The organism is Bacillus sp. FSL K6-3458 (genome assembly GCF_038005045.1).
GTDB classification, from domain to species: domain Bacteria; phylum Bacillota; class Bacilli; order Bacillales; family Bacillaceae; genus Bacillus; species Bacillus altitudinis.
In genome coordinates this window covers 2,340,196-2,358,615 of record NZ_JBBOSI010000001.1, presented here as the reverse complement: position 1 = coordinate 2,358,615, position 18,420 = coordinate 2,340,196, and the positions used below count along the sequence as shown (strand labels likewise).

Below are 18,420 nucleotides of genomic sequence, written 5' to 3'. Positions count from 1 at the left end.
TCCTTTAAGACATATTTAATAGTACGACCCCTGAAACAAGCATCGCCATTCCAATAAGTGCTTGACGGTTCAAGGTTTCTTTGAAAAAGAGCACGCCAAAAAAAGCCGTGAGGACGGTACCGACCCCAGACCAAGTGGCGTAAGACATGCTAAGTGGAATGATATTAAGGGTCAATGACAACATGTAAAAAGCAAGTGTGTAGCCAGCGACAACGACAGCGCTAGGTTTAAAGCGTGTGAAACCATTTGATAGTTTCAGCATCGCTGCCCCGATTGCTTCTGAAAAAATGGCGATAGCCAAAAAAAGATATCCGAGGATCACATCATCCCTCCTCTAAAATGTGTAAAATCCGATGAAGTAAAAGGGTTTTTTCCTCTCGATTCAATGGTTCAAGCTGAAACATTTCTGAAAACCATATACCATCACAGGCAAGACGGATCAGCTGGCTAAGTGCAGGGTCATTGATTTCCTCGGTTGCTTTTTCTTTAAATTCCGCATAAAAATGACGCCAAGGATTTAATAATGCTTCATCAAATGACATGGTAGCCAGCATGCTTGTACATAGCTGTGTGGTGTTTTGTCTATCAAGGTCATTTAATGTGGCCAATATATAGGCACGTACATAAGGTGCCTTTTCGTTTTTGTATGTTTCCTGGTACGTGTCAAGCTGCTGACGAAAAGAGGCAACCGCATGCTCATTCATTTGCTGGATCAGGTCTTCCTTGCTCGAAAAATGATACAGTAGCCCGGCTTTGGTCATATTTGCATGTTCTGCCACCTGCTGAAGGGTGAGCTGACTCAATCCTTCTTTTAGAATGGTGTGAGCTGCTGCCTCAAAAATTTGTTCTTTTTTCGTTTTAGACATAAAAAAAAACACCTACTTTACTGAACGGTCGGTAAAGTAAATGTTAACCTATGAAAAACAAATGTGTCAATCGATTCATTTTATAAGAGGATGTTTTCACTAAATCGTCATATTTAATAATAAGGGTATGGTCCATATGGCGGGTATGGCGGTGGATAAGGATAACCATAGCCATATCCTGGAGCAAGAAGCGACCCAGCTAAAAGCCCTCCAGCAAAACCACCTAAAAATGGCGGTCCAAAAAATCCAGGTCTCCCATAGCCAAAACCAGGGCGCCCAAACCCAAACCCAGGTCTTCCAAAACCAAATCCAGGGCGTCCAAATCCAAAAGGTCTTCTCATCTCATCTTGAACAAACGGTGCGTCAAAATAATTCATAAAAAAAGACTCCTTTCACATAAAATCACTGTAACTGACATCAGTGTATTCGAGTGGCCCACTTGTGTTTGAGTGAATGCCTAAAATAAGGAGGAATGTAAAAAATGGGCCTGTATCCGTCTGATTGGGCTAAATGTCCACCTCATGCACATGCTTATAAAGCGCGAACGGATGTAACAGAAGAACATTATCATTTAATAGAAGGTATTTCTCAGCCTGTGAATGGAAGCAGTACCGACAGACATACTCATTATTACCGGGGGATCACGTCATTTGAAAGAGGGCATTTTCATAGATATTATGGCGTCACTGGACCTGCTATCCCAAGAGTGGACGGGACGCACTACCATGAAATTGAGGAAGTCACGTTTTCTGCCTATACCGACTCTGTCCCGATTCCATATGGGGGAGTCGTTTACAGTCCAGATGAAGAAAGGCCAACGCATAAGCACCGTTTAAAAGGAAAGACATATGAAGTGGTCGGGAATGAACCACTTGGCTGGTGACAAGGAGTATATAGGAGAGAAAGAGAAGTTATGCTATACTGTAGGCAGTTTGTAAAAGAGAGTGATGTTATGAAAAAACAACCAGTGATTGTATTAGTAGGTCCGACGGCTGTCGGAAAAACAAAGCTGAGCATTGATATAGCGAAAGCATTTAATGGAGAAATTATCAGCGGGGATTCCATGCAGATCTATAAAGGGATGGATATTGGAACAGCGAAAATCACCCCTGAAGAAATGAATGGCGTACCGCACCATTTAATCGATATTAAACATCCGGATGAATCGTTTTCTACAGCTGAATTTCAGCAGCTTGTCCGCTTAAAAATCAAAGAGATTGCTGCGAGAGGGAAAACGCCCATGATTGTTGGTGGAACTGGGCTATATATTCAGTCTGTTTTATATGATTACACGTTTACTGATGAGAAAAGTGATCCTGCTTTTAGAGAAGAGATGACGCTGTTTAAGCAGCAGCATGGACCGATCAAGCTGTATGAAAAGCTAAAAGAAGCCGATCCTGACGCTGCAAAAGCGATTCATCCGAATAACGTCCGCCGCGTGATAAGGGCGCTTGAAATCATCCATACAACAGGTCAGAAAATGTCTGATATGCAAAACGGGCATCAAGAAGTTCCTCTTTATGACACTGCCTTCATTGGGCTGAAAATGGACCGAGAGCTTTTGTACGAGCGCATTCATCAAAGAATTGATATGATGTTAGATGAAGGCTTAATTGAAGAAGTGAGCGCACTTTATCAATCTGGTTTGAAAGATTGTCAGTCTGTTCAAGCGATTGGTTATAAAGAGTTGTATGCCTATTTTCAAGGCGATTGCTCACTTGATGAAGCCATCCAGCAATTAAAACAAAATTCCCGCAGATATGCGAAGCGTCAGTTTACGTGGTTCCGTAATAAAATGGATGTCACCTGGTTTGATATGACACCACCTTGCCACTTTTCGGACAAAAAAGAGGAAATTTTCGCATATATAGCAGGAAAGCTTGGACTTAAAGCGAAACTGTAGTTATCAGAATCAAGGAGGACGAAACATGAAACCGATTAATATTCAGGACCAATTTTTGAATCAGATCCGCAAAGACAATACATTTGTCACAGTATTTTTACTGAATGGCTTTCAGCTTCGCGGTCAAGTAAAGGGATTTGACAATTTCACGGTGCTGCTTGAGACAGAAGGGAAGCAGCAGCTTATTTATAAACATGCGATTTCAACATTTGCACCTCAAAAAAATGTAAATCTTGAATTAGAATAAACACCCGTTTTCACCAATAGCCCCATGCAGCTGCGAATAAACCGGCCAAAACCCGCTACGTTTTTTGTCAGTGCAGAGGGGCTATTTTGTATGCCATGAAACTTTTCTGTCCAAGTTGCGTATAAATCCTTATTGGACATTTAAAAGGTGAGGGGATTTATATGGAAAATGCAGAGCTTGAATTGAGAAGGATTCGAGTGATCCTTCTTTTGATTGGAATCGTTGTCTTATTTGGATCGTGCGCCATCTCGAACATCGAAACGAGACAAGAAAGTTGGCATAACCATTCTAGTGAGCATGATGGGAGCCATGTTGATGGTCTTTTACCATCATCTGTTGCGCTAAAAAATAATCACATTGCTGTTGTGAAAGATGATGAAGTACATGTATACCGGTTTGATGAAAAAGAAGGAAAGCTGACGCTCATTACGACAAAGTACATAGATGAATGGGATGAAGATGATGGTGATAGTGAAGACTTTGATGAAGAGTAAGCACGTAAATTTACAAATGAATGTGAAGTCGCTACACTATAAACATGCATCAGACATCTAGACAGAAAAGGATGAGTTCATGACACACAAAATTAAAATTAATCATTGGGAACAAACTTGTGAAGATGACTCCTGTTTCGAATATGGAACAAGCGTTTCTGTAAACGGGAAAGAGTTAGTAAGAGAAGCCTCGATCGTCTCTGCGCTTGAAGCGGTGCTCAAAGAATTAGGTGTTGAAGTGGAAATAACAGAAGTGTCAGAAGATTTACAGTGCGATGCCTACAAAAAATAAAACAAAAAGTCTAGTCTACTAAGCGATTTTTTTTCGTGTTATGATAGATTTCGGTTTCAGTTGAATAGGGAGTAGGGCAGTCTATTTTTAGAACCTGCTCTGCTCTATTTATTTGAACGTACGAGTTCGGCTATGAATGTTCGGCCGGGTTGGTTGATTTTTTTCGTTTCGAGTATCTATATGTTGTGTTTTGAAAAAACATAGTATACTATATATAGTGAATAACGGAATGATCAACAATACTAAAAACTAGGTCGTGATGGAATTGATTCAAATCGTATTTGATTCAAAAACAGGAAATGTTCAACGCTTTTTGGACAAGACCCCTTTTACAGACAAACGAAAATTGACTGGAGAAGAGTTTTTGGATACGCCGTTTATTCTCGTCACCTTTACGACAGGATTTGGACAAGTCCCTGGTACCACTCAGTCATTTTTAGAGAAAAATGCGCACCTTTTACTAGGTGTAGCGGTGAGTGGGAACAAAGTGTGGGGAGATAACTTTGCCAAAAGCGCCGATACGATTTCTAAACAATATCAAGTTCCTATTTTGCACACCTTTGAACTAAGCGGAACAAAAAGGGATGTTGAATTGTTTACACAGGAGGTAGAAAGAATTGTCACAAAATCAGGTTCCAAAGTGGATACAATTAAATAACGAGATTATGATTCAAAAAGAAGGAAAGTTTCAGTTCGACAAGGACAAAGAAGCTGTACATAGTTATTTCGTAGATTATATTAATCAAAACACGGTCTTCTTTCATAATCTAGAAGAGAAGATTGATTACTTAATAGAAAACGACTACTATGAGGAAGAATTTTTAAGACAATACAGCATGTCAGATATTAAAGAAGTATTTGAAGCTGCATATGCCAAGAAATTTAGATTCCCATCATTTATGAGTGCGTTTAAGTTTTACAATGACTATGCACTGAAAACAAATGACAAAAAGAAAATCCTTGAACGCTATGAAGACCGCATTTCAGTTGTGGCTCTTTTCTTTGCGGGCGGAGACAAAAAGAAAGCACTCGAGTTTGTGGAACTGATGATCAACCAAGAGTATCAGCCAAGTACACCAACATTCTTAAACGCAGGCCGTAAAAGACGTGGTGAGCTGGTGAGCTGCTTCTTGCTTGAAGTGAATGACTCATTAAACGATATCTCAAGAGCCATTGATATTTCCATGCAGCTGTCTAAATTAGGCGGCGGCGTCAGCTTGAACCTTTCAAAGCTTCGTGCGAAAGGTGAAGCGATCAAAGATGTTGAAAATGCGACCAAAGGTGTCGTAGGCGTCATGAAACTTCTTGATAATGCATTCCGATATGCAGATCAAATGGGACAAAGACAAGGTTCAGGCAGTGCGTACCTGAATATTTTCCACAGAGATATCAATGATTTCTTAGATACGAAAAAGATCTCTGCGGATGAAGATGTTCGTGTGAAAACACTTTCGATCGGTGTCGTCATTCCAGATAAATTTATCGAGCTTGCTAGAGAAGATAAAACAGCTTACACATTCTATCCTCATACAGTTTATAAAGCTTATGGACAGCATCTTGATGAGATGGATATGGAAGAAATGTATGACGAGCTTGTAGAAAACCCGAAAGTCAAAAAAGAAAAAGTCAATCCGAGAAAACTTCTTGAAAAATTAGCTGTTCTGCGCTCAGAATCAGGCTATCCATATATCATGTTCCAAGATAATGTGAATAGAGAGCACGCTCTGAACCATATTTCACGTGTGAAATTCTCAAACCTTTGCTCAGAAGTACTTCAAGCTTCAGAAGTCTCTTCTTACACGGACTATGATCAAGATGATGAGATCGGACTTGATATTTCTTGTAACCTTGGTTCTTTAAATATCATGAACGTGATGAAAAACAAATCCATTGAAAAAACAGTCAAGCTTGCAACGGACTCACTCACACTTGTGTCTGAAACAACAGATATCCGCAATGCACCAGCTGTTAGAAAAGCGAACAAAGCGATGAAGTCAATTGGACTTGGTGCGATGAACCTTCACGGGTATTTAGCTCAAAACCAAATCGCTTATGAAAGTGAAGAAGCAAGAGATTTCGCTAATACGTTCTTTATGATGGTGAACTATTACTCCATTAAGCGTTCAAGTGAACTTGCAAAAGAAAAAGGGGAAACATTCCACCGTTATGAGGGCTCTGGTTATGCAACAGGTGAGTACTTCAATAAATACGTGGAAAATGATTTCACTCCAAAAACAGAAAAAGCGGCCGCACTATTTGAAGGTATGCACATTCCAACGAAAGAAGATTGGGCAGCACTCAAAGATTTTGTAGCGGAAAATGGCATGTACCATAGCTATCGATTATGTATTGCGCCAACAGGTTCTATTTCGTATGTTCAATCGGCAACAGCGTCTGTGATGCCAATTATGGAACGTATCGAAGAAAGAACATACGGAAACAGCAAAACGTATTATCCAATGCCAGGACTTTCAGCACAAAACTGGTTCTTCTATAAAGAAGCATACGATATGGACATGTTTAAAGTGGTCGATATGATCGCAACCATTCAGCAGCACGTCGATCAAGGAATCAGCTTTACATTATTCCTAAAAGATACGATGACAACGCGTGACTTAAACCGCATCGATCTTTATGCACACCATAAAGGCATTAAGACACTTTATTATGCAAGAACGAAGGATACAGGGCAGGAAGGCTGTCTTTCTTGTGTTGTTTGATTAAAGGAGAGTTTAACGTGACAAAAATTTATGATGCAGCCAACTGGTCAAAACACGAAGACGATTTTACACAAATGTTTTACAACCAAAACGTCAAGCAATTCTGGCTTCCAGAGGAGATTTCCTTAAACGGGGATCTCTTAACATGGAAATATTTAGGTGAAAAAGAGCAGGATACGTACATGAAGGTACTGGCTGGACTGACGTTACTTGATACAGAACAAGGAAATACAGGAATGCCGATAGTGGCTGAACATGTGGACGGTCATCAGCGTAAAGCCGTGTTAAACTTTATGGCCATGATGGAAAATGCAGTGCATGCAAAATCATACTCAAATATCTTCATGACGCTAGCACCGACTGAAACGATTAGTGAAGTATTTGAATGGGTCAAGAAAAATAAATTCTTGCAAAAGAAAGCAGATATGATTGTAGGTCTGTACCGTTCCATTCAAAAGGATGACCCAATTTCCTTATTTAAAGCAATGGTTGCTTCAGTGTATTTAGAAAGCTTCCTATTCTATAGCGGCTTTTACTACCCGCTATATTTCTACGGTCAAGGAAAGCTCATGCAAAGTGGTGAAATCATTAACTTGATTTTGCGCGATGAAGCGATTCACGGTGTGTATGTTGGATTATTAGCACAAGAAATTTACAACAAACAAACACCTGACGTGCAAAAAGAGCTTTATGATTTCTCTATCGATCTGCTTAATGAGCTTTATGAAAATGAACTTCATTACACTGAGGATATTTATGACCAAGTCAATTTATCGCATGATGTGAAAAAGTTCATTCGTTACAATGCCAATAAAGCGTTAATGAACCTTGGATTTGCCCCTTACTTTGAAGAAGAAGAGATCAACCCAATTGTATTGAACGGACTCAATACAAAAACAAAGTCACATGACTTCTTCTCAATGAAAGGGAACGGCTACAAAAAGGCAACAGTTGAGCCGTTAAAAGATGACGATTTCTTCTTTGGAGATGAATCATAAGGAAAGCATAAAAGTCAAAACGCATCACTCGTTTTGGCTTTTTGCCATTTCTAACAATGTGTTACATACTGGAGGTTACCGAACATGGGAAAAATGGACGAAATGATTTTAGTTGCACCGCGCGCACGCGTGTTCCAAAACGAAACACTTGCGTTTAATGGTGTGAATAGTGAAGAGAAAACAATCAGCACCATTATGAAAGAAATCGAAGAACACTTCGAGCAGATGCGAAGAGGCGATGCAGAAGAAAATCCTGACTTCAAACAGCCGATACCTTATGTCGTGATTAAGCGTGAGGACGAAGTGTATGTATATGAAAGACTTCAAGGCGGGGGAGAGACTCGCTTACATCATAAGTTATCTCTTGGCTTTGGCGGTCATATGAATTTCATTGAAGGAAAAAAATTTGCTGAGATTCTAAAAGAAAATACCGATCGTGAACTGGACGAGGAACTTTCGATTCAAGAAGAAGACAAACTTGAGATGAAAACCCTTGGACTCATTAATGATGATGACAACAGTGTCGGCCGTGTGCACATCGGACTGTTATCAGCCCTTGAATTATCGCCGGGTGCTCATGTAGAAGTAAAAGAAACAGATCAAATCTCAGGCAAATGGATGAAAGTAACAGATTTGAAAAAGCCTGAGTACTTCGATCGTCTTGAAACATGGTCTCAATTTGTCGTGAACATTTTAGCATAATTGGATAGACAACAAACCGGCTCTAAAGATGACTTGAGCCGGTTTGTTTTTTAGATTATTGAAAAACGAATGCGTCGTGACCGGCCTGCTTTAATCGAGCGACGAGGTCATCTGCATTTTGCTTTGAACGGAAAGCGCCAGCTTGGACTCGGTACATGCCGCTATCCAGTACGACCAGCGCTTCAAATCCTTTGGATCTGAGTGTAGCTGCTAGTTCATCCGCATTGGCTTTGACCTTGAAAGCCCCGGCCTGCACTTTATATAGGTTACTTGCTTTTTTTTTCAATTGAAGGGCTTTTTCTAATCCAGTGGCATGAGCACGAGCGATCCCTTGAAGGAAAGTAGCGTTACGGAGCTTATTTGCATCAGCTACCGTATCAATGAAACCGTTTTCAGTTAAAATGGCAGACATAGAAGTTTCCCGCAGAACGTGGAAGTTCGCCGTTTTCTTGCCGCGGTCGGCAAAATCAACGGAGCGGACAATCTCATCATGAAGGGCATTGCGATACGTGGTGGTTGGTGCTGAAACGCCAGGGTACACATAACTTTCAAAACCTGTGCCTCCGCCAGCATTAATATGAATAGACACGAAATAGTCAGCTCCCCAGCTGTTTGCCGCATTCGTACGCTGGGATAACGTGACGGATTGGTCAATTGAACGACTTAAGCGGACGGAAACCCCATCATATTCACTAATCAACATATCTCTCAGAAAAAGCGCAATTTGCAGTGTGATATTTTTCTCCAAAAGTCCATTAGCAGCAGCTCCAGAATCTGTTCCTCCGTGGCCAGGATCAATAAAAATTTTCACCATCTATTCATCACCTCGTCTTTATTTTATGAGGAAATAGAAAAATTGCCTGTACAAAATGCGGAAATCATCGAGACTCTTTTCTGCACAATTTGTGATGAAAAAGCGCCATTTTTCTAAGAAAAAACAAATTGTTGGTTTGTCCGCCCGAAATGGATGAATACAATGGAAATAGCACATCATTTCCTGGGAAACCGCACAATCCCCTACAATAACCGGTATCTCGGGTCATTTTGACAGTAAACCGATGCTAGTGCGGGCGATTGTCACGATTACAGCTCCACCCGAATAGAGTAAAGAGAGAAGAGCGAGAGGTGAATACGTTGGAGCGAGCTGTCACATATAAAAATAACGGCCAAATCAACATTATACTTAATGGACAGAAGCAAGTATTGGTTGATGCAGATTCAGAGGCAGAATACCTAGAGGCCTTGCAAAAAAATGAGGCCAAACACAGCATCTTACGAGAAATAGAACGAGAAATGAACAGCCTTGTCGGGATGGATGAAATGAAACGAAACATAAAAGAAATTTATGCTTGGATTTTTGTCAATCAAAAAAGACAAGAACAAGGATTAAAGGTAGGAAAACAAGCGCTTCATATGATGTTTAAAGGAAATCCTGGCACAGGGAAAACAACGGTTGCACGGCTTGTCGGGAAGCTTTTCTTTGAAATGAATGTTCTTTCAAAGGGGCACTTAATTGAAGCAGAACGAGGAGATCTGGTTGGAGAGTACATTGGACATACAGCTCAAAAAACAAGAGATTTGATTAAAAAATCACTAGGCGGCATTTTGTTCATCGATGAAGCCTATTCTCTTGCCCGCGGAGGAGAAAAGGATTTCGGGAAAGAAGCCATTGATACCCTTGTAAAACATATGGAGGATAAGCAGCATGAATTCATCCTCATCTTAGCTGGATACTCCAAGGAAATGGATCATTTTCTTTCTCTAAATCCTGGTCTGCAATCGAGATTTCCGATCAATATCAACTTCCCTGATTATACGGTCGATCAGCTGATGGATATTGCAAAACGAATGATGGCTGATCGGGAATATGTCTTTACCCAAGAGGCAGAATGGAAACTGCGAGACTATTTAATGCACATCAAGAGCACAACGAGTCCTGCCAAATTCAGCAACGGCCGTTTTGTGCGAAACACCATTGAAAAAGCGATTCGAACTCAGGCGATGAGGCTGCTTCTTGTGGATCATTATGATAAAAAAGACTTACTTACGATTAAAAGCCATGATCTGCAAATGAAAGAGGATACGCCTTCTTGAAATGGCGTATCCTTTTTGTAAAGAGACAAGAAATTAAACCTTCCGAATGGTGGTATACGTGTGATGTGTTTGGTATGATGGTACTACTGAAACTTAAGTACAGAAAGGAAACAACTGACGTTGAATGAACATGAAATGATCGAAAAAGCGATCCTTGTCGGCTGTCAACTGCCGCATATAACGGATGAACGCTTTCAATATTCTATGGAAGAATTAGCTTCCTTAACCAAAACAGCTGGCGGTGAAGCTGTCAGCATCATGACGCAAAAAAGAAATAGACAAGACAGCGCGACTTACATCGGGAAAGGGAAAGTGGAAGAGCTTGAAGTGCTTTGCGACGAGTTAGACTGTGACGTTATTATTTTTAACGACGAGCTTTCGCCTAGCCAGTTAAAAGCTTTGGCGACTGCCTTAGATGTGAAAATCATTGACCGTACGCAATTGATTCTAGACATTTTTGCCAAAAGAGCCCGTACAAGAGAGGGGAAGCTGCAAATAGAGCTTGCCCAGCTTCAGTATGCCTTGCCAAGACTGAGTGGACAAGGGATCAGCCTTTCAAGACAAGGCGGCGGAATTGGCGCAAGAGGTCCAGGTGAAACAAAACTTGAAACAGACAGACGTCATATTCGAAACCGCATACACGAAATTCACGGACAACTGTCTGCAGTCAAAGAACATCGCACGAGATACCGGGAACGACGGAAGAAAAATGGCGTATTCCAAATCGCTATTGTCGGGTACACAAATGCCGGGAAATCTACATTGTTTAACCAGTTAACAGAAGCGGATAGCCATGAAGAAGATTTGCTGTTTGCCACACTTGACCCAATGACGCGTAAAATGACACTTGAATCTGGCTACAGTGTACTGATTTCCGATACAGTTGGTTTTATTCAAGACCTTCCAACCACACTGATTGCAGCATTTCGTTCCACTCTTGAAGAAGTAAAAGAAGCAGACTATTTGCTTCATGTGATCGATTCTTCGAATGAGGATTATGAAGGGCATGAACGAACGGTTCATAAGCTTTTAGAAGAATTAGAAGCTGACCGTATTCCGATGCTGACTGTCTATAACAAAAAAGACCAAATCCGGCCGGATTTTATCCCTTCCTCAAAGCAGCGCCACATTTTAATCAGTGCTAGGCGCGAGGAAGATGTGAAGCGGTTAAAAGCGGATATCATGGCTGAACTGAAAAAAGATTTTTTAAAGCCATATCATGTAAGGATTCCGGCATATGAAGGGAAACTCATATCTGCCTTAAAGTCAGAAACCTTGGTGGAATCATTGGAATTTCAAAAGGAAGCAGAGCTTTATGACATCACTGGATTTAGTGGTGAGGAGCAAACCATATTAGGACAAATCAAGAAGTATATGTTGTAGGAAAGGAATTAAATCACGATGTTTCACACTTTAAAACATGGCACCATTTTAGAAAAAATAGCAGCAGAAGCAGAACAAGACATTTCACAAATACATCAGCAAATTGATCGAAAGAGCGAACAAAATGAGTGGCGGGTTCTTGAAAGCTACCGGAAACATAAAGTCAGTGACTCTCATTTTAACCCGACAACTGGTTATGGCTACGATGATATGGGAAGAGACACGTTAGAAAAGATCTATGCGGATGTATTTGGAGGGGAAAGCGGTCTTGTACGCCCGCAGATCATTTCTGGAACACATGCCATTTCCATCGCCTTATTCGGTGTGCTAAGACCTGGCGATGAATTGATCTACATGACGGGGAAACCTTACGATACCCTAGAAGAGATTGTCGGGATTCGCGGCAAAGAAGGGACAGGCTCATTAAAAGATTTTCAGATCGATTACAAAGCCATTGATTTGCGTCAAGATGGATCTATCGATTTCGACAAAGTCAAAGAATCTATTTCCTCAAAAACAAAAGTCATCGGGATTCAGCGTTCTAAAGGCTATGCGTCAAGACCATCCTTTACAATAGAAGAAATTGAACAAATGATTTCATTTGTGAAAGACATCAATGAGGACATCATTGTGTTTGTTGACAACTGTTATGGTGAATTTACTGAATTACAAGAGCCGTGTCATGTGGGTGCAGACCTTATGGCAGGTTCGCTCATTAAAAACCCAGGCGGTGGCCTTGCCAAAACGGGCGGCTACATCGTCGGAAAAGAAAAATGGGTAGAAGCTTGCTCTTATCGAATGACATCTCCAGGCATCGGCAGTGAAGCGGGTGCATCGCTGTATGCGCTTCAGGAAATGTATCAAGGATTTTTCTTAGCACCGCATGTTGTTGCACAAAGTTTAAAAGGCGCCGTGTTTACAGCGCGTTTTCTTGAAAAACTCGGGTTCCAAACAAACCCGGCGTGGAATGCGAAAAGAACCGACTTGATTCAATCTGTAGAATTTGGAGACCCTAAAAAAATGATTGCATTTTGTCAGGCGATTCAATATGCATCACCGATTAACAGTCATGTCACACCGCATGCAAGCTATATGCCGGGATACGAGGACGATGTGATTATGGCAGCGGGCACATTTGTCCAAGGAGCCAGCATTGAATTATCAGCTGATGGTCCGATTAGACCGCCATACACAGCCTATGTTCAGGGTGGTCTCACGTATGCCCATGTGAAAAATGCCATTTGCAGTGCTGTAGATGCCTTATTAGAGCAAGGTTTTATTGAAGTGCCTGCTCGATAAAAAAATCCATGTTAATATTCCTAACATTTCGTTGACACATAATATAACATGACATATAATAAATTTAAGCAAAGAGGAGGAGACAGTTGAGATGAGTGATAACATTCGCCGCTCAATGCCTTTATTCCCAATTGGGATTGTCATGCAGCTAACAGAATTATCTGCAAGACAAATTCGCTATTATGAGGAAAATGGTTTAGTATTTCCAGCTAGAAGTGATGGGAATCGCCGATTATTTTCTTTCCATGATGTTGATAAATTACTAGAAATCAAAAACCTCATCGAACAAGGTGTAAACATGGCAGGAATCAAAAAACTTTTTGCCAAAGCTGAGGCAGAAAATCCATCGTCTGAAACAAAGACAGAGGAGAAAACCACAGCGAAGCACAACTTGACAGATGATGAACTCAGGAAGCTACTGAAGAAGGAACTCATTCAGGCTGGACGTTTCCAACAAGGAACGACCTTTAGGCAGGGGGATATGTCAAGGTTCTTCCGTTAACCAATTAGCAAAAGCATTGCTATACACATTTTACCTTTTGTAGGGGAGGAGTTTTACGAAATGGCAAAGTACACAAGAGAAGATATCGTAAAATTAGTAAATGAGGAAAACGTAAAGTACATCCGTCTGCAATTTACAGACATTCTCGGAACAATTAAAAATGTTGAGATTCCTGTGAGCCAGTTAGAAAAAGCTCTCGATAACAAATGTATGTTTGATGGTTCATCTATTGAAGGGTTTGTACGTATTGAAGAATCAGATATGTACCTATATCCAGATCTAAACACGTTTGTTATTTTCCCTTGGACAGCAGAAAAAGGTAAAGTTGCACGCTTTATTTGTGACATTTATAAGCCAGACGGAACACCATTTGATGGAGACCCTCGTAACAACTTAAAGCGTATCTTGAAGGAAATGGAAGAACTAGGATTTAGTGATTTCAACCTTGGACCTGAGCCAGAATTCTTCTTATTTAAATTAGACGAAAAAGGCGAGCCAACGCTCGAACTAAACGATAAAGGTGGATACTTTGACCTTGCACCAACAGATTTAGGTGAAAACTGCCGCCGTGACATCGTGCTTGAGCTTGAAGAAATGGGCTTTGAAATTGAAGCTTCTCACCACGAAGTAGCACCTGGTCAGCATGAAATTGATTTCAAATATGCAGGCGCCATCCGTTCTTGTGATGACATTCAAACGTTCAAGCTTGTTGTGAAAACAATCGCTAGAAAGCACGGTCTTCATGCGACATTCATGCCAAAACCATTGTTCGGTGTAAACGGATCTGGTATGCACTGTAACCTATCATTATTCAAAAATGGTAAAAACGCATTCTTTGATGAGAAAGCAGACTTACAATTAAGCGAGACAGCTAGACACTTTATCGCAGGTATTGTGAAGCACGCAACAAGCTTCACAGCGGTCACAAACCCAACAGTGAACTCTTACAAACGTCTTGTTCCTGGCTATGAAGCACCTTGCTACGTAGCATGGAGTGCACAAAACCGCAGCCCATTGATTCGTATTCCAGCATCACGCGGCATTAGCACACGTGTAGAAGTACGCAGTGTAGACCCATCTGCAAACCCATACCTTGCACTAAGCGTATTACTTGCAGCAGGTCTAGACGGAATCAAAAACAAACTAGACGCACCAGCGCCAATCGACAGAAACATCTATGTCATGGACAAAGAAGAGCGCCTTGAAAACGGCATCGCTGACTTACCTGCAACACTTGCAGAAGCACTTGAGCTGCTCAAGGCAAACGAAGTCATGATCAACGCACTAGGCGATCACTTATTCGAGCACTTCATCGAATCAAAAGAAATCGAATGGGATATGTTCCGCACCCAAGTACACCCATGGGAACGCGATCAGTATATGTCTCAGTATTAATAAAGAAAACCCCTTGGAGCCATTGGCTTCAGGGTGTTTTTTGAGGGTGTTTTTATTTTAATTAGTATATTTTTATAATCGAAAGAGCCACTTCTTATGCAGAAGTGGCTCTATGTTATTTATGACTAAAATAACTCAAGGTACTATGAATAATTAAGGTGATCACAGATGCAATCAGTAAAGATATACTGATTGCACCCAGTCCTAAACCTTCCCACTTTCCTACGAAAAAACTTATTAATAATAAGATAATACTGATGAGAATGAGAATCGATGGTATTCCATACTGTAAAGGTGCATTCTTTCTTTTAAAGATCAAAGAAACACCCAATATAACAATCGTAAGGATAACTGTTAGCAGCCAAAATGATGACATTTATTGACCTTCCTTCTTTTAAAAATATATGAAATTATTTTATTTCCTCATCCATTACTTTCTTATACTTTTCAAATTCAGCATCTTTCATTTCACCGTTCATTTGTAATAAAAAGTTTCCTTTTGAATAGGTGTGAGAGAAGAACATAGATCCAGCATTTCCTAACTCATCATAATAAGATTTCGCCTGCTGTAAATCAGTTTCATTTCCAAATTTAAAAATCCTTCCACCAGCATTTTCACCTAAGGAAGGAACGAGAATTCTTTTTCCTTCTTCTCTTATATTTCCAAACTCTTTTTGTTTAAGATCAGATGGTTTTTCTGCTTCAAGCCCAGCACTTTTAAAAGCTTCAATAATATTGCCTGTCGTGAGCTGTTTTTCATTTGATGCTGCGCTACTGCAAGCTGTTAGCATCATTAAACAAATAAAAATGAATATAGATAATTTCTTCATATTGGATCCTCCTGATTTTTAGGTGCAAAGGAAATTTTACATGAAGTACCTTCTTTTTACTATCGTTTCGACAAAAATAGACAGTGTGAATGACTAAGTAACAAATATTCTTCTTTTATTTTGATTAAATTGTCAAATATACTCATCAAGGTGGTATACTTATGTGCATATTTTACTAGGAGGCATCACCTTGAAATCATTTTGGGAAATAGACGAGGAAGGTTACTATACGTTAAAAAAGATCAACGAAGCAGAAATAGCTAAAGCTGAAAAGAAACTTGGAGTCATTTTACCAGATACATATAAAAAGCTCATATTAAAACAGAATGGTGGTTATACCGTTCATAATGCTTTTCCAACCACTTACTCTAATTCATGGGCTGAGGATCATATTCAATTTAATCACCTGATGGGTATCGCCGAAGGTGAAGGAATTATGGATAGTGCCTACTTAATAAAAGAGTGGGAGCTGCCAGAAGGGCTTGTTTTGATTAACGGCGAAGGCCATACTTGGGTAGCGATGGATTATCGAAAGACGAAAGAGAATCCTGTAATTCATTATTTTGATGTTGAGATGGAAGAAGACTTTAAGTTAGCAGATTCCTTTGATGAATTCATTGAGGGGCTTTATACAGCTGAGTACAGTGTTGATGAGGAAGCAGCAGAGGGTGAATACGAAGAAGAAGAGGAGGAATATATAACTAAAGCAGAACTTGAAGCGATCTTAGAGAAAGAAGCAGCTAATCCAGCCGATATTCATCAAATTACTAAATATCCGTTACAAGATTTAGAAGAAGTAGAGTGGTTCTTTAAAAGAATAAAAAGTTACATTGAATCTGTTAAAGATGAAGACGTTCTTTTTGAAGTAGCTAGAAGCATTGAAACAATCCTTATATTAAGAGTATATACAATGCCAAGTAACGATATTATAAAAAAGACATTATTTGAAATTGTAGACATTTTTGAAAAAACTAAAATTCCTCAGATAACTGTAACAGCTGGAAATTTCGCTGTTAATATTGATTTTTTAGATTAAGGCAAAATTAGAGCATGTAGAGTGTACTGTATAGGGTGAATTTTCAAAGAGTGAATGAGAACGGATGTTTAATTATCTGTTTTGATTTCATTTTAATATAATTTAGATTGACCCCTTCATGAACCTGGCTGAAACTCAGTCAGGTCTTTTTATATCAATTTCAAAACAATATTTTGTGAATTTCTTTTTAAAAAATGAAGGTGGTCAATAAAAGAAATAAGTATCAAGTCCTTTCTGGCTACTCTCTCTTTTAACCAACTCTTATAATTGCATACCATTCAATTATTATCATATTTGCGGGATACCGAAAATTTCTATTATGAGCAGATTCACTTTACATATGTTGTAAAATGCGTGTTAGAATTATACTAGGGATTTGTTTAGAAGGGGGTAAAGGAATGTCAGGATTAATTGCCTCTCAGGAGGTAGGGAACATGTTAAACACTTGGAATCTTGCGATACAAAAAGGGGATTTATCGGCAGCTATAGAAATGCAAGATGACATAGACAGGGCAATTGATTTAATGGAAGAAAATCAAGATATTCTTTTGTACTATCAACTTTTGAGCTTTAGGCTTAAGCTGAAACTTCAGAATATTAGCAGAAATTTAGATAAGCCATTCTTTCAGCGGAATGCTCCAGACGAAAAAGAAGAAAAAACAAATAAACTCATGTCATATTACTTCTACTTTTATAATGGGATCTATCATGACTACTTGCAAGATTATGATAAGGCATTAAGTTACTTCAGAATAGCTGAAAAAAAGTTGGCTTATGTTGATGATGAAATAGAAAAAGCTGAATTTCATTATAAAATCGCAGTTCTATTTTATGATTTGAAAATGACCTTTTTATCAAAATATCATGCACAAATTGCGTGTGACACATTTAATGCGCATGAAACATATATCAAAAGACAGATTAACTGTAGGATGCTACATGCGTTAAACTTAATTGATCAATTTGAATATGATAAAGCAAGAGCTCTTTTTAGTGAAGCTGAGAATATGATCGAAAGTATTAATGACAATCATTTAATCATTCATCTATATTACAATATGGGTTTTCTAGAAAGCAAAAAAGAAAATTTAGAAGAAGCATCAGCACTATTTAGGCGCACGTTGAGTTATAAAGAGATCGAAAATCAAGATTTATTGAAGATGAGATGTTTATATGAACTTTCTAGAATAGAAATCTCCAGTAAAAGTAATGACGCGATTGAATGGATTGATCTAGGCATTTCTTTATCAGAACAAGTCAACCATAACGTTTTTCAAATAAAATTTAAATTGTTAAAAGAACTATTGTATGAAAAAAATCAATCTCAATTGAACAATATAAACAATCTGTGTTTAGAGCTTGAAGAGAAAAGAGTATGGGTTGATTTAGAGGAGATTCTGGTTGATGTGGCGAAATATTTAGAGGGGAGAGGCTTGCTGAAACAGTCATTAAATTACTATAAAAGAGCCTTACTCGCAAGCCAGTATGTAGGAAAAGGAGTGAATTAATTGAAGAAGCCGGTTTTTATTACATTTTCACTAGCTGTGGTAGCTCTAGGTACACTTTTCTTTACAAACGGTTTGACTCAACCTCTACATGAAGATGTCCAAACAGTTGCATCAAGAGGTAGCTCTGGAGGTTAATTGGTTAAAAAACGAT

General features: G+C 39.4%; 23 protein-coding genes. 17 read left to right on the top strand and 6 right to left on the bottom strand.

Going from position 1 to position 18,420, the window contains the following annotated elements:
* Positions 1–4: 4 nt before the first annotated feature.
* The 3 genes from erbA to MHH23_RS12575 all read right to left on the bottom strand — a co-directional run bounded on the left by erbA (position 5) and on the right by MHH23_RS12575 (position 1,243).
* Complete coding sequence (erbA, locus tag MHH23_RS12585; RefSeq protein ID WP_017367286.1) at positions 5–322, bottom strand: SMR family multidrug efflux transporter EbrA; 318 nt, start codon at positions 320–322, stop codon at positions 5–7.
* Between the two features lies 1 nt (position 323).
* Positions 324–866 carry a TetR/AcrR family transcriptional regulator gene (locus MHH23_RS12580; protein ID WP_041507251.1) on the bottom strand — a complete coding sequence of 181 codons (543 nt, stop codon included), beginning with the start codon at positions 864–866 and terminating at the stop codon, positions 324–326.
* Positions 867–979: 113 nt separating this feature from the next.
* Positions 980–1,243 (bottom strand): hypothetical protein, encoded by a 264-nt coding sequence (locus tag MHH23_RS12575; protein ID WP_017359036.1) that lies wholly within the window; start codon positions 1,241–1,243, stop codon positions 980–982.
* Between the two features lie 104 nt (positions 1,244–1,347).
* On the opposite strand from MHH23_RS12575, the gene MHH23_RS12570 reads away from it, so the two are divergent.
* From MHH23_RS12570 to MHH23_RS12530, 9 genes are all read left to right on the top strand, one after another.
* A complete protein-coding gene (locus MHH23_RS12570; protein WP_007499437.1) occupies positions 1,348–1,749 on the top strand; it encodes a YmaF family protein in 402 nt (133 codons plus the stop codon).
* 69 nt (positions 1,750–1,818) lie between these two features.
* Positions 1,819–2,769 carry a tRNA (adenosine(37)-N6)-dimethylallyltransferase MiaA gene (gene miaA / locus MHH23_RS12565; RefSeq protein WP_047945887.1) on the top strand — a complete coding sequence of 317 codons (951 nt, stop codon included), beginning with the start codon at positions 1,819–1,821 and terminating at the stop codon, positions 2,767–2,769.
* 25 nt (positions 2,770–2,794) lie between these two features.
* Positions 2,795–3,016 (top strand): RNA chaperone Hfq, encoded by a 222-nt coding sequence (gene hfq, locus MHH23_RS12560; RefSeq protein WP_003211269.1) that lies wholly within the window; start codon positions 2,795–2,797, stop codon positions 3,014–3,016.
* A gap of 161 nt (positions 3,017–3,177) precedes the next feature.
* On the top strand, positions 3,178–3,510 hold the full coding sequence (locus tag MHH23_RS12555) for a YmzC family protein (RefSeq protein WP_268431932.1): 333 nt from the start codon (positions 3,178–3,180) through the stop codon (positions 3,508–3,510).
* Between the two features lie 79 nt (positions 3,511–3,589).
* Positions 3,590–3,802 (top strand): hypothetical protein, encoded by a 213-nt coding sequence (locus MHH23_RS12550; RefSeq protein WP_003212415.1) that lies wholly within the window; start codon positions 3,590–3,592, stop codon positions 3,800–3,802.
* Between the two features lie 265 nt (positions 3,803–4,067).
* Positions 4,068–4,460, top strand: coding sequence for a class Ib ribonucleoside-diphosphate reductase assembly flavoprotein NrdI (gene nrdI / locus MHH23_RS12545; protein WP_017359034.1), 393 nt, complete (start codon positions 4,068–4,070; stop codon positions 4,458–4,460).
* Positions 4,420–6,522 (top strand): class 1b ribonucleoside-diphosphate reductase subunit alpha, encoded by a 2,103-nt coding sequence (nrdE, locus tag MHH23_RS12540; protein WP_017359033.1) that lies wholly within the window; start codon positions 4,420–4,422, stop codon positions 6,520–6,522. The genes nrdI and nrdE overlap by 41 nt, the downstream gene beginning before the upstream one ends.
* Before the next feature lie 17 nt (positions 6,523–6,539).
* Positions 6,540–7,520, top strand: coding sequence for a class 1b ribonucleoside-diphosphate reductase subunit beta (nrdF, locus tag MHH23_RS12535; RefSeq protein ID WP_024720404.1), 981 nt, complete (start codon positions 6,540–6,542; stop codon positions 7,518–7,520).
* A gap of 84 nt (positions 7,521–7,604) precedes the next feature.
* Positions 7,605–8,222 (top strand): hypothetical protein, encoded by a 618-nt coding sequence (locus MHH23_RS12530; protein WP_007499431.1) that lies wholly within the window; start codon positions 7,605–7,607, stop codon positions 8,220–8,222.
* 55 nt (positions 8,223–8,277) lie between these two features.
* Here the strand turns inward: MHH23_RS12530 and MHH23_RS12525 are convergent, their stop codons facing one another.
* On the bottom strand, positions 8,278–9,036 hold the full coding sequence (locus MHH23_RS12525; RefSeq protein ID WP_008344009.1) for an N-acetylmuramoyl-L-alanine amidase: 759 nt from the start codon (positions 9,034–9,036) through the stop codon (positions 8,278–8,280).
* A 320-nt stretch (positions 9,037–9,356) separates the two neighbouring features.
* Here MHH23_RS12525 and spoVK point away from each other — a divergent pair, with 320 nt between their 5' ends.
* The 5 genes from spoVK (at position 9,357) to glnA (ending at position 14,895) form a co-directional block, all read left to right on the top strand.
* A complete protein-coding gene (gene spoVK, locus MHH23_RS12520) occupies positions 9,357–10,316 on the top strand; it encodes a stage V sporulation protein K (protein WP_008344008.1) in 960 nt (319 codons plus the stop codon).
* Between the two features lie 120 nt (positions 10,317–10,436).
* The gene (gene hflX, locus MHH23_RS12515) at positions 10,437–11,699 is read left to right on the top strand and encodes a GTPase HflX (protein ID WP_017359031.1); all 1,263 of its coding nucleotides are present in this window, start codon (positions 10,437–10,439) and stop codon (positions 11,697–11,699) included.
* An 18-nt stretch (positions 11,700–11,717) separates the two neighbouring features.
* Positions 11,718–12,998 carry a methionine gamma-lyase family protein gene (locus MHH23_RS12510; protein WP_268431931.1) on the top strand — a complete coding sequence of 427 codons (1,281 nt, stop codon included), beginning with the start codon at positions 11,718–11,720 and terminating at the stop codon, positions 12,996–12,998.
* A 91-nt stretch (positions 12,999–13,089) separates the two neighbouring features.
* Complete coding sequence (locus MHH23_RS12505) at positions 13,090–13,500, top strand: MerR family transcriptional regulator (RefSeq protein ID WP_007499423.1); 411 nt, start codon at positions 13,090–13,092, stop codon at positions 13,498–13,500.
* Between the two features lie 60 nt (positions 13,501–13,560).
* Positions 13,561–14,895: a type I glutamate--ammonia ligase gene (gene glnA, locus MHH23_RS12500; RefSeq protein ID WP_268431930.1), complete on the top strand. Its 1,335-nt coding sequence runs from the start codon at positions 13,561–13,563 to the stop codon at positions 14,893–14,895.
* A 115-nt stretch (positions 14,896–15,010) separates the two neighbouring features.
* On the opposite strand, the gene MHH23_RS12495 is transcribed toward glnA, so the two are convergent.
* Complete coding sequence (locus tag MHH23_RS12495) at positions 15,011–15,271, bottom strand: YesK family protein (protein WP_268355797.1); 261 nt, start codon at positions 15,269–15,271, stop codon at positions 15,011–15,013.
* 34 nt (positions 15,272–15,305) lie between these two features.
* Positions 15,306–15,725 carry a stress protein gene (locus MHH23_RS12490; protein WP_268431929.1) on the bottom strand — a complete coding sequence of 140 codons (420 nt, stop codon included), beginning with the start codon at positions 15,723–15,725 and terminating at the stop codon, positions 15,306–15,308.
* A 190-nt stretch (positions 15,726–15,915) separates the two neighbouring features.
* On the opposite strand from MHH23_RS12490, the gene MHH23_RS12485 reads away from it, so the two are divergent.
* The 3 genes from MHH23_RS12485 to MHH23_RS12475 all read left to right on the top strand — a co-directional run bounded on the left by MHH23_RS12485 (position 15,916) and on the right by MHH23_RS12475 (position 18,404).
* Positions 15,916–16,761: an SMI1/KNR4 family protein gene (locus MHH23_RS12485; RefSeq protein ID WP_268431928.1), complete on the top strand. Its 846-nt coding sequence runs from the start codon at positions 15,916–15,918 to the stop codon at positions 16,759–16,761.
* Positions 16,762–17,159: 398 nt separating this feature from the next.
* Positions 17,160–18,269 carry a response regulator aspartate phosphatase gene (locus MHH23_RS12480; protein WP_039166523.1) on the top strand — a complete coding sequence of 370 codons (1,110 nt, stop codon included), beginning with the start codon at positions 17,160–17,162 and terminating at the stop codon, positions 18,267–18,269.
* A complete protein-coding gene (locus tag MHH23_RS12475) occupies positions 18,270–18,404 on the top strand; it encodes a hypothetical protein (RefSeq protein ID WP_268431927.1) in 135 nt (44 codons plus the stop codon).
* The last annotated feature ends 16 nt before the right edge of the window (positions 18,405–18,420 follow it).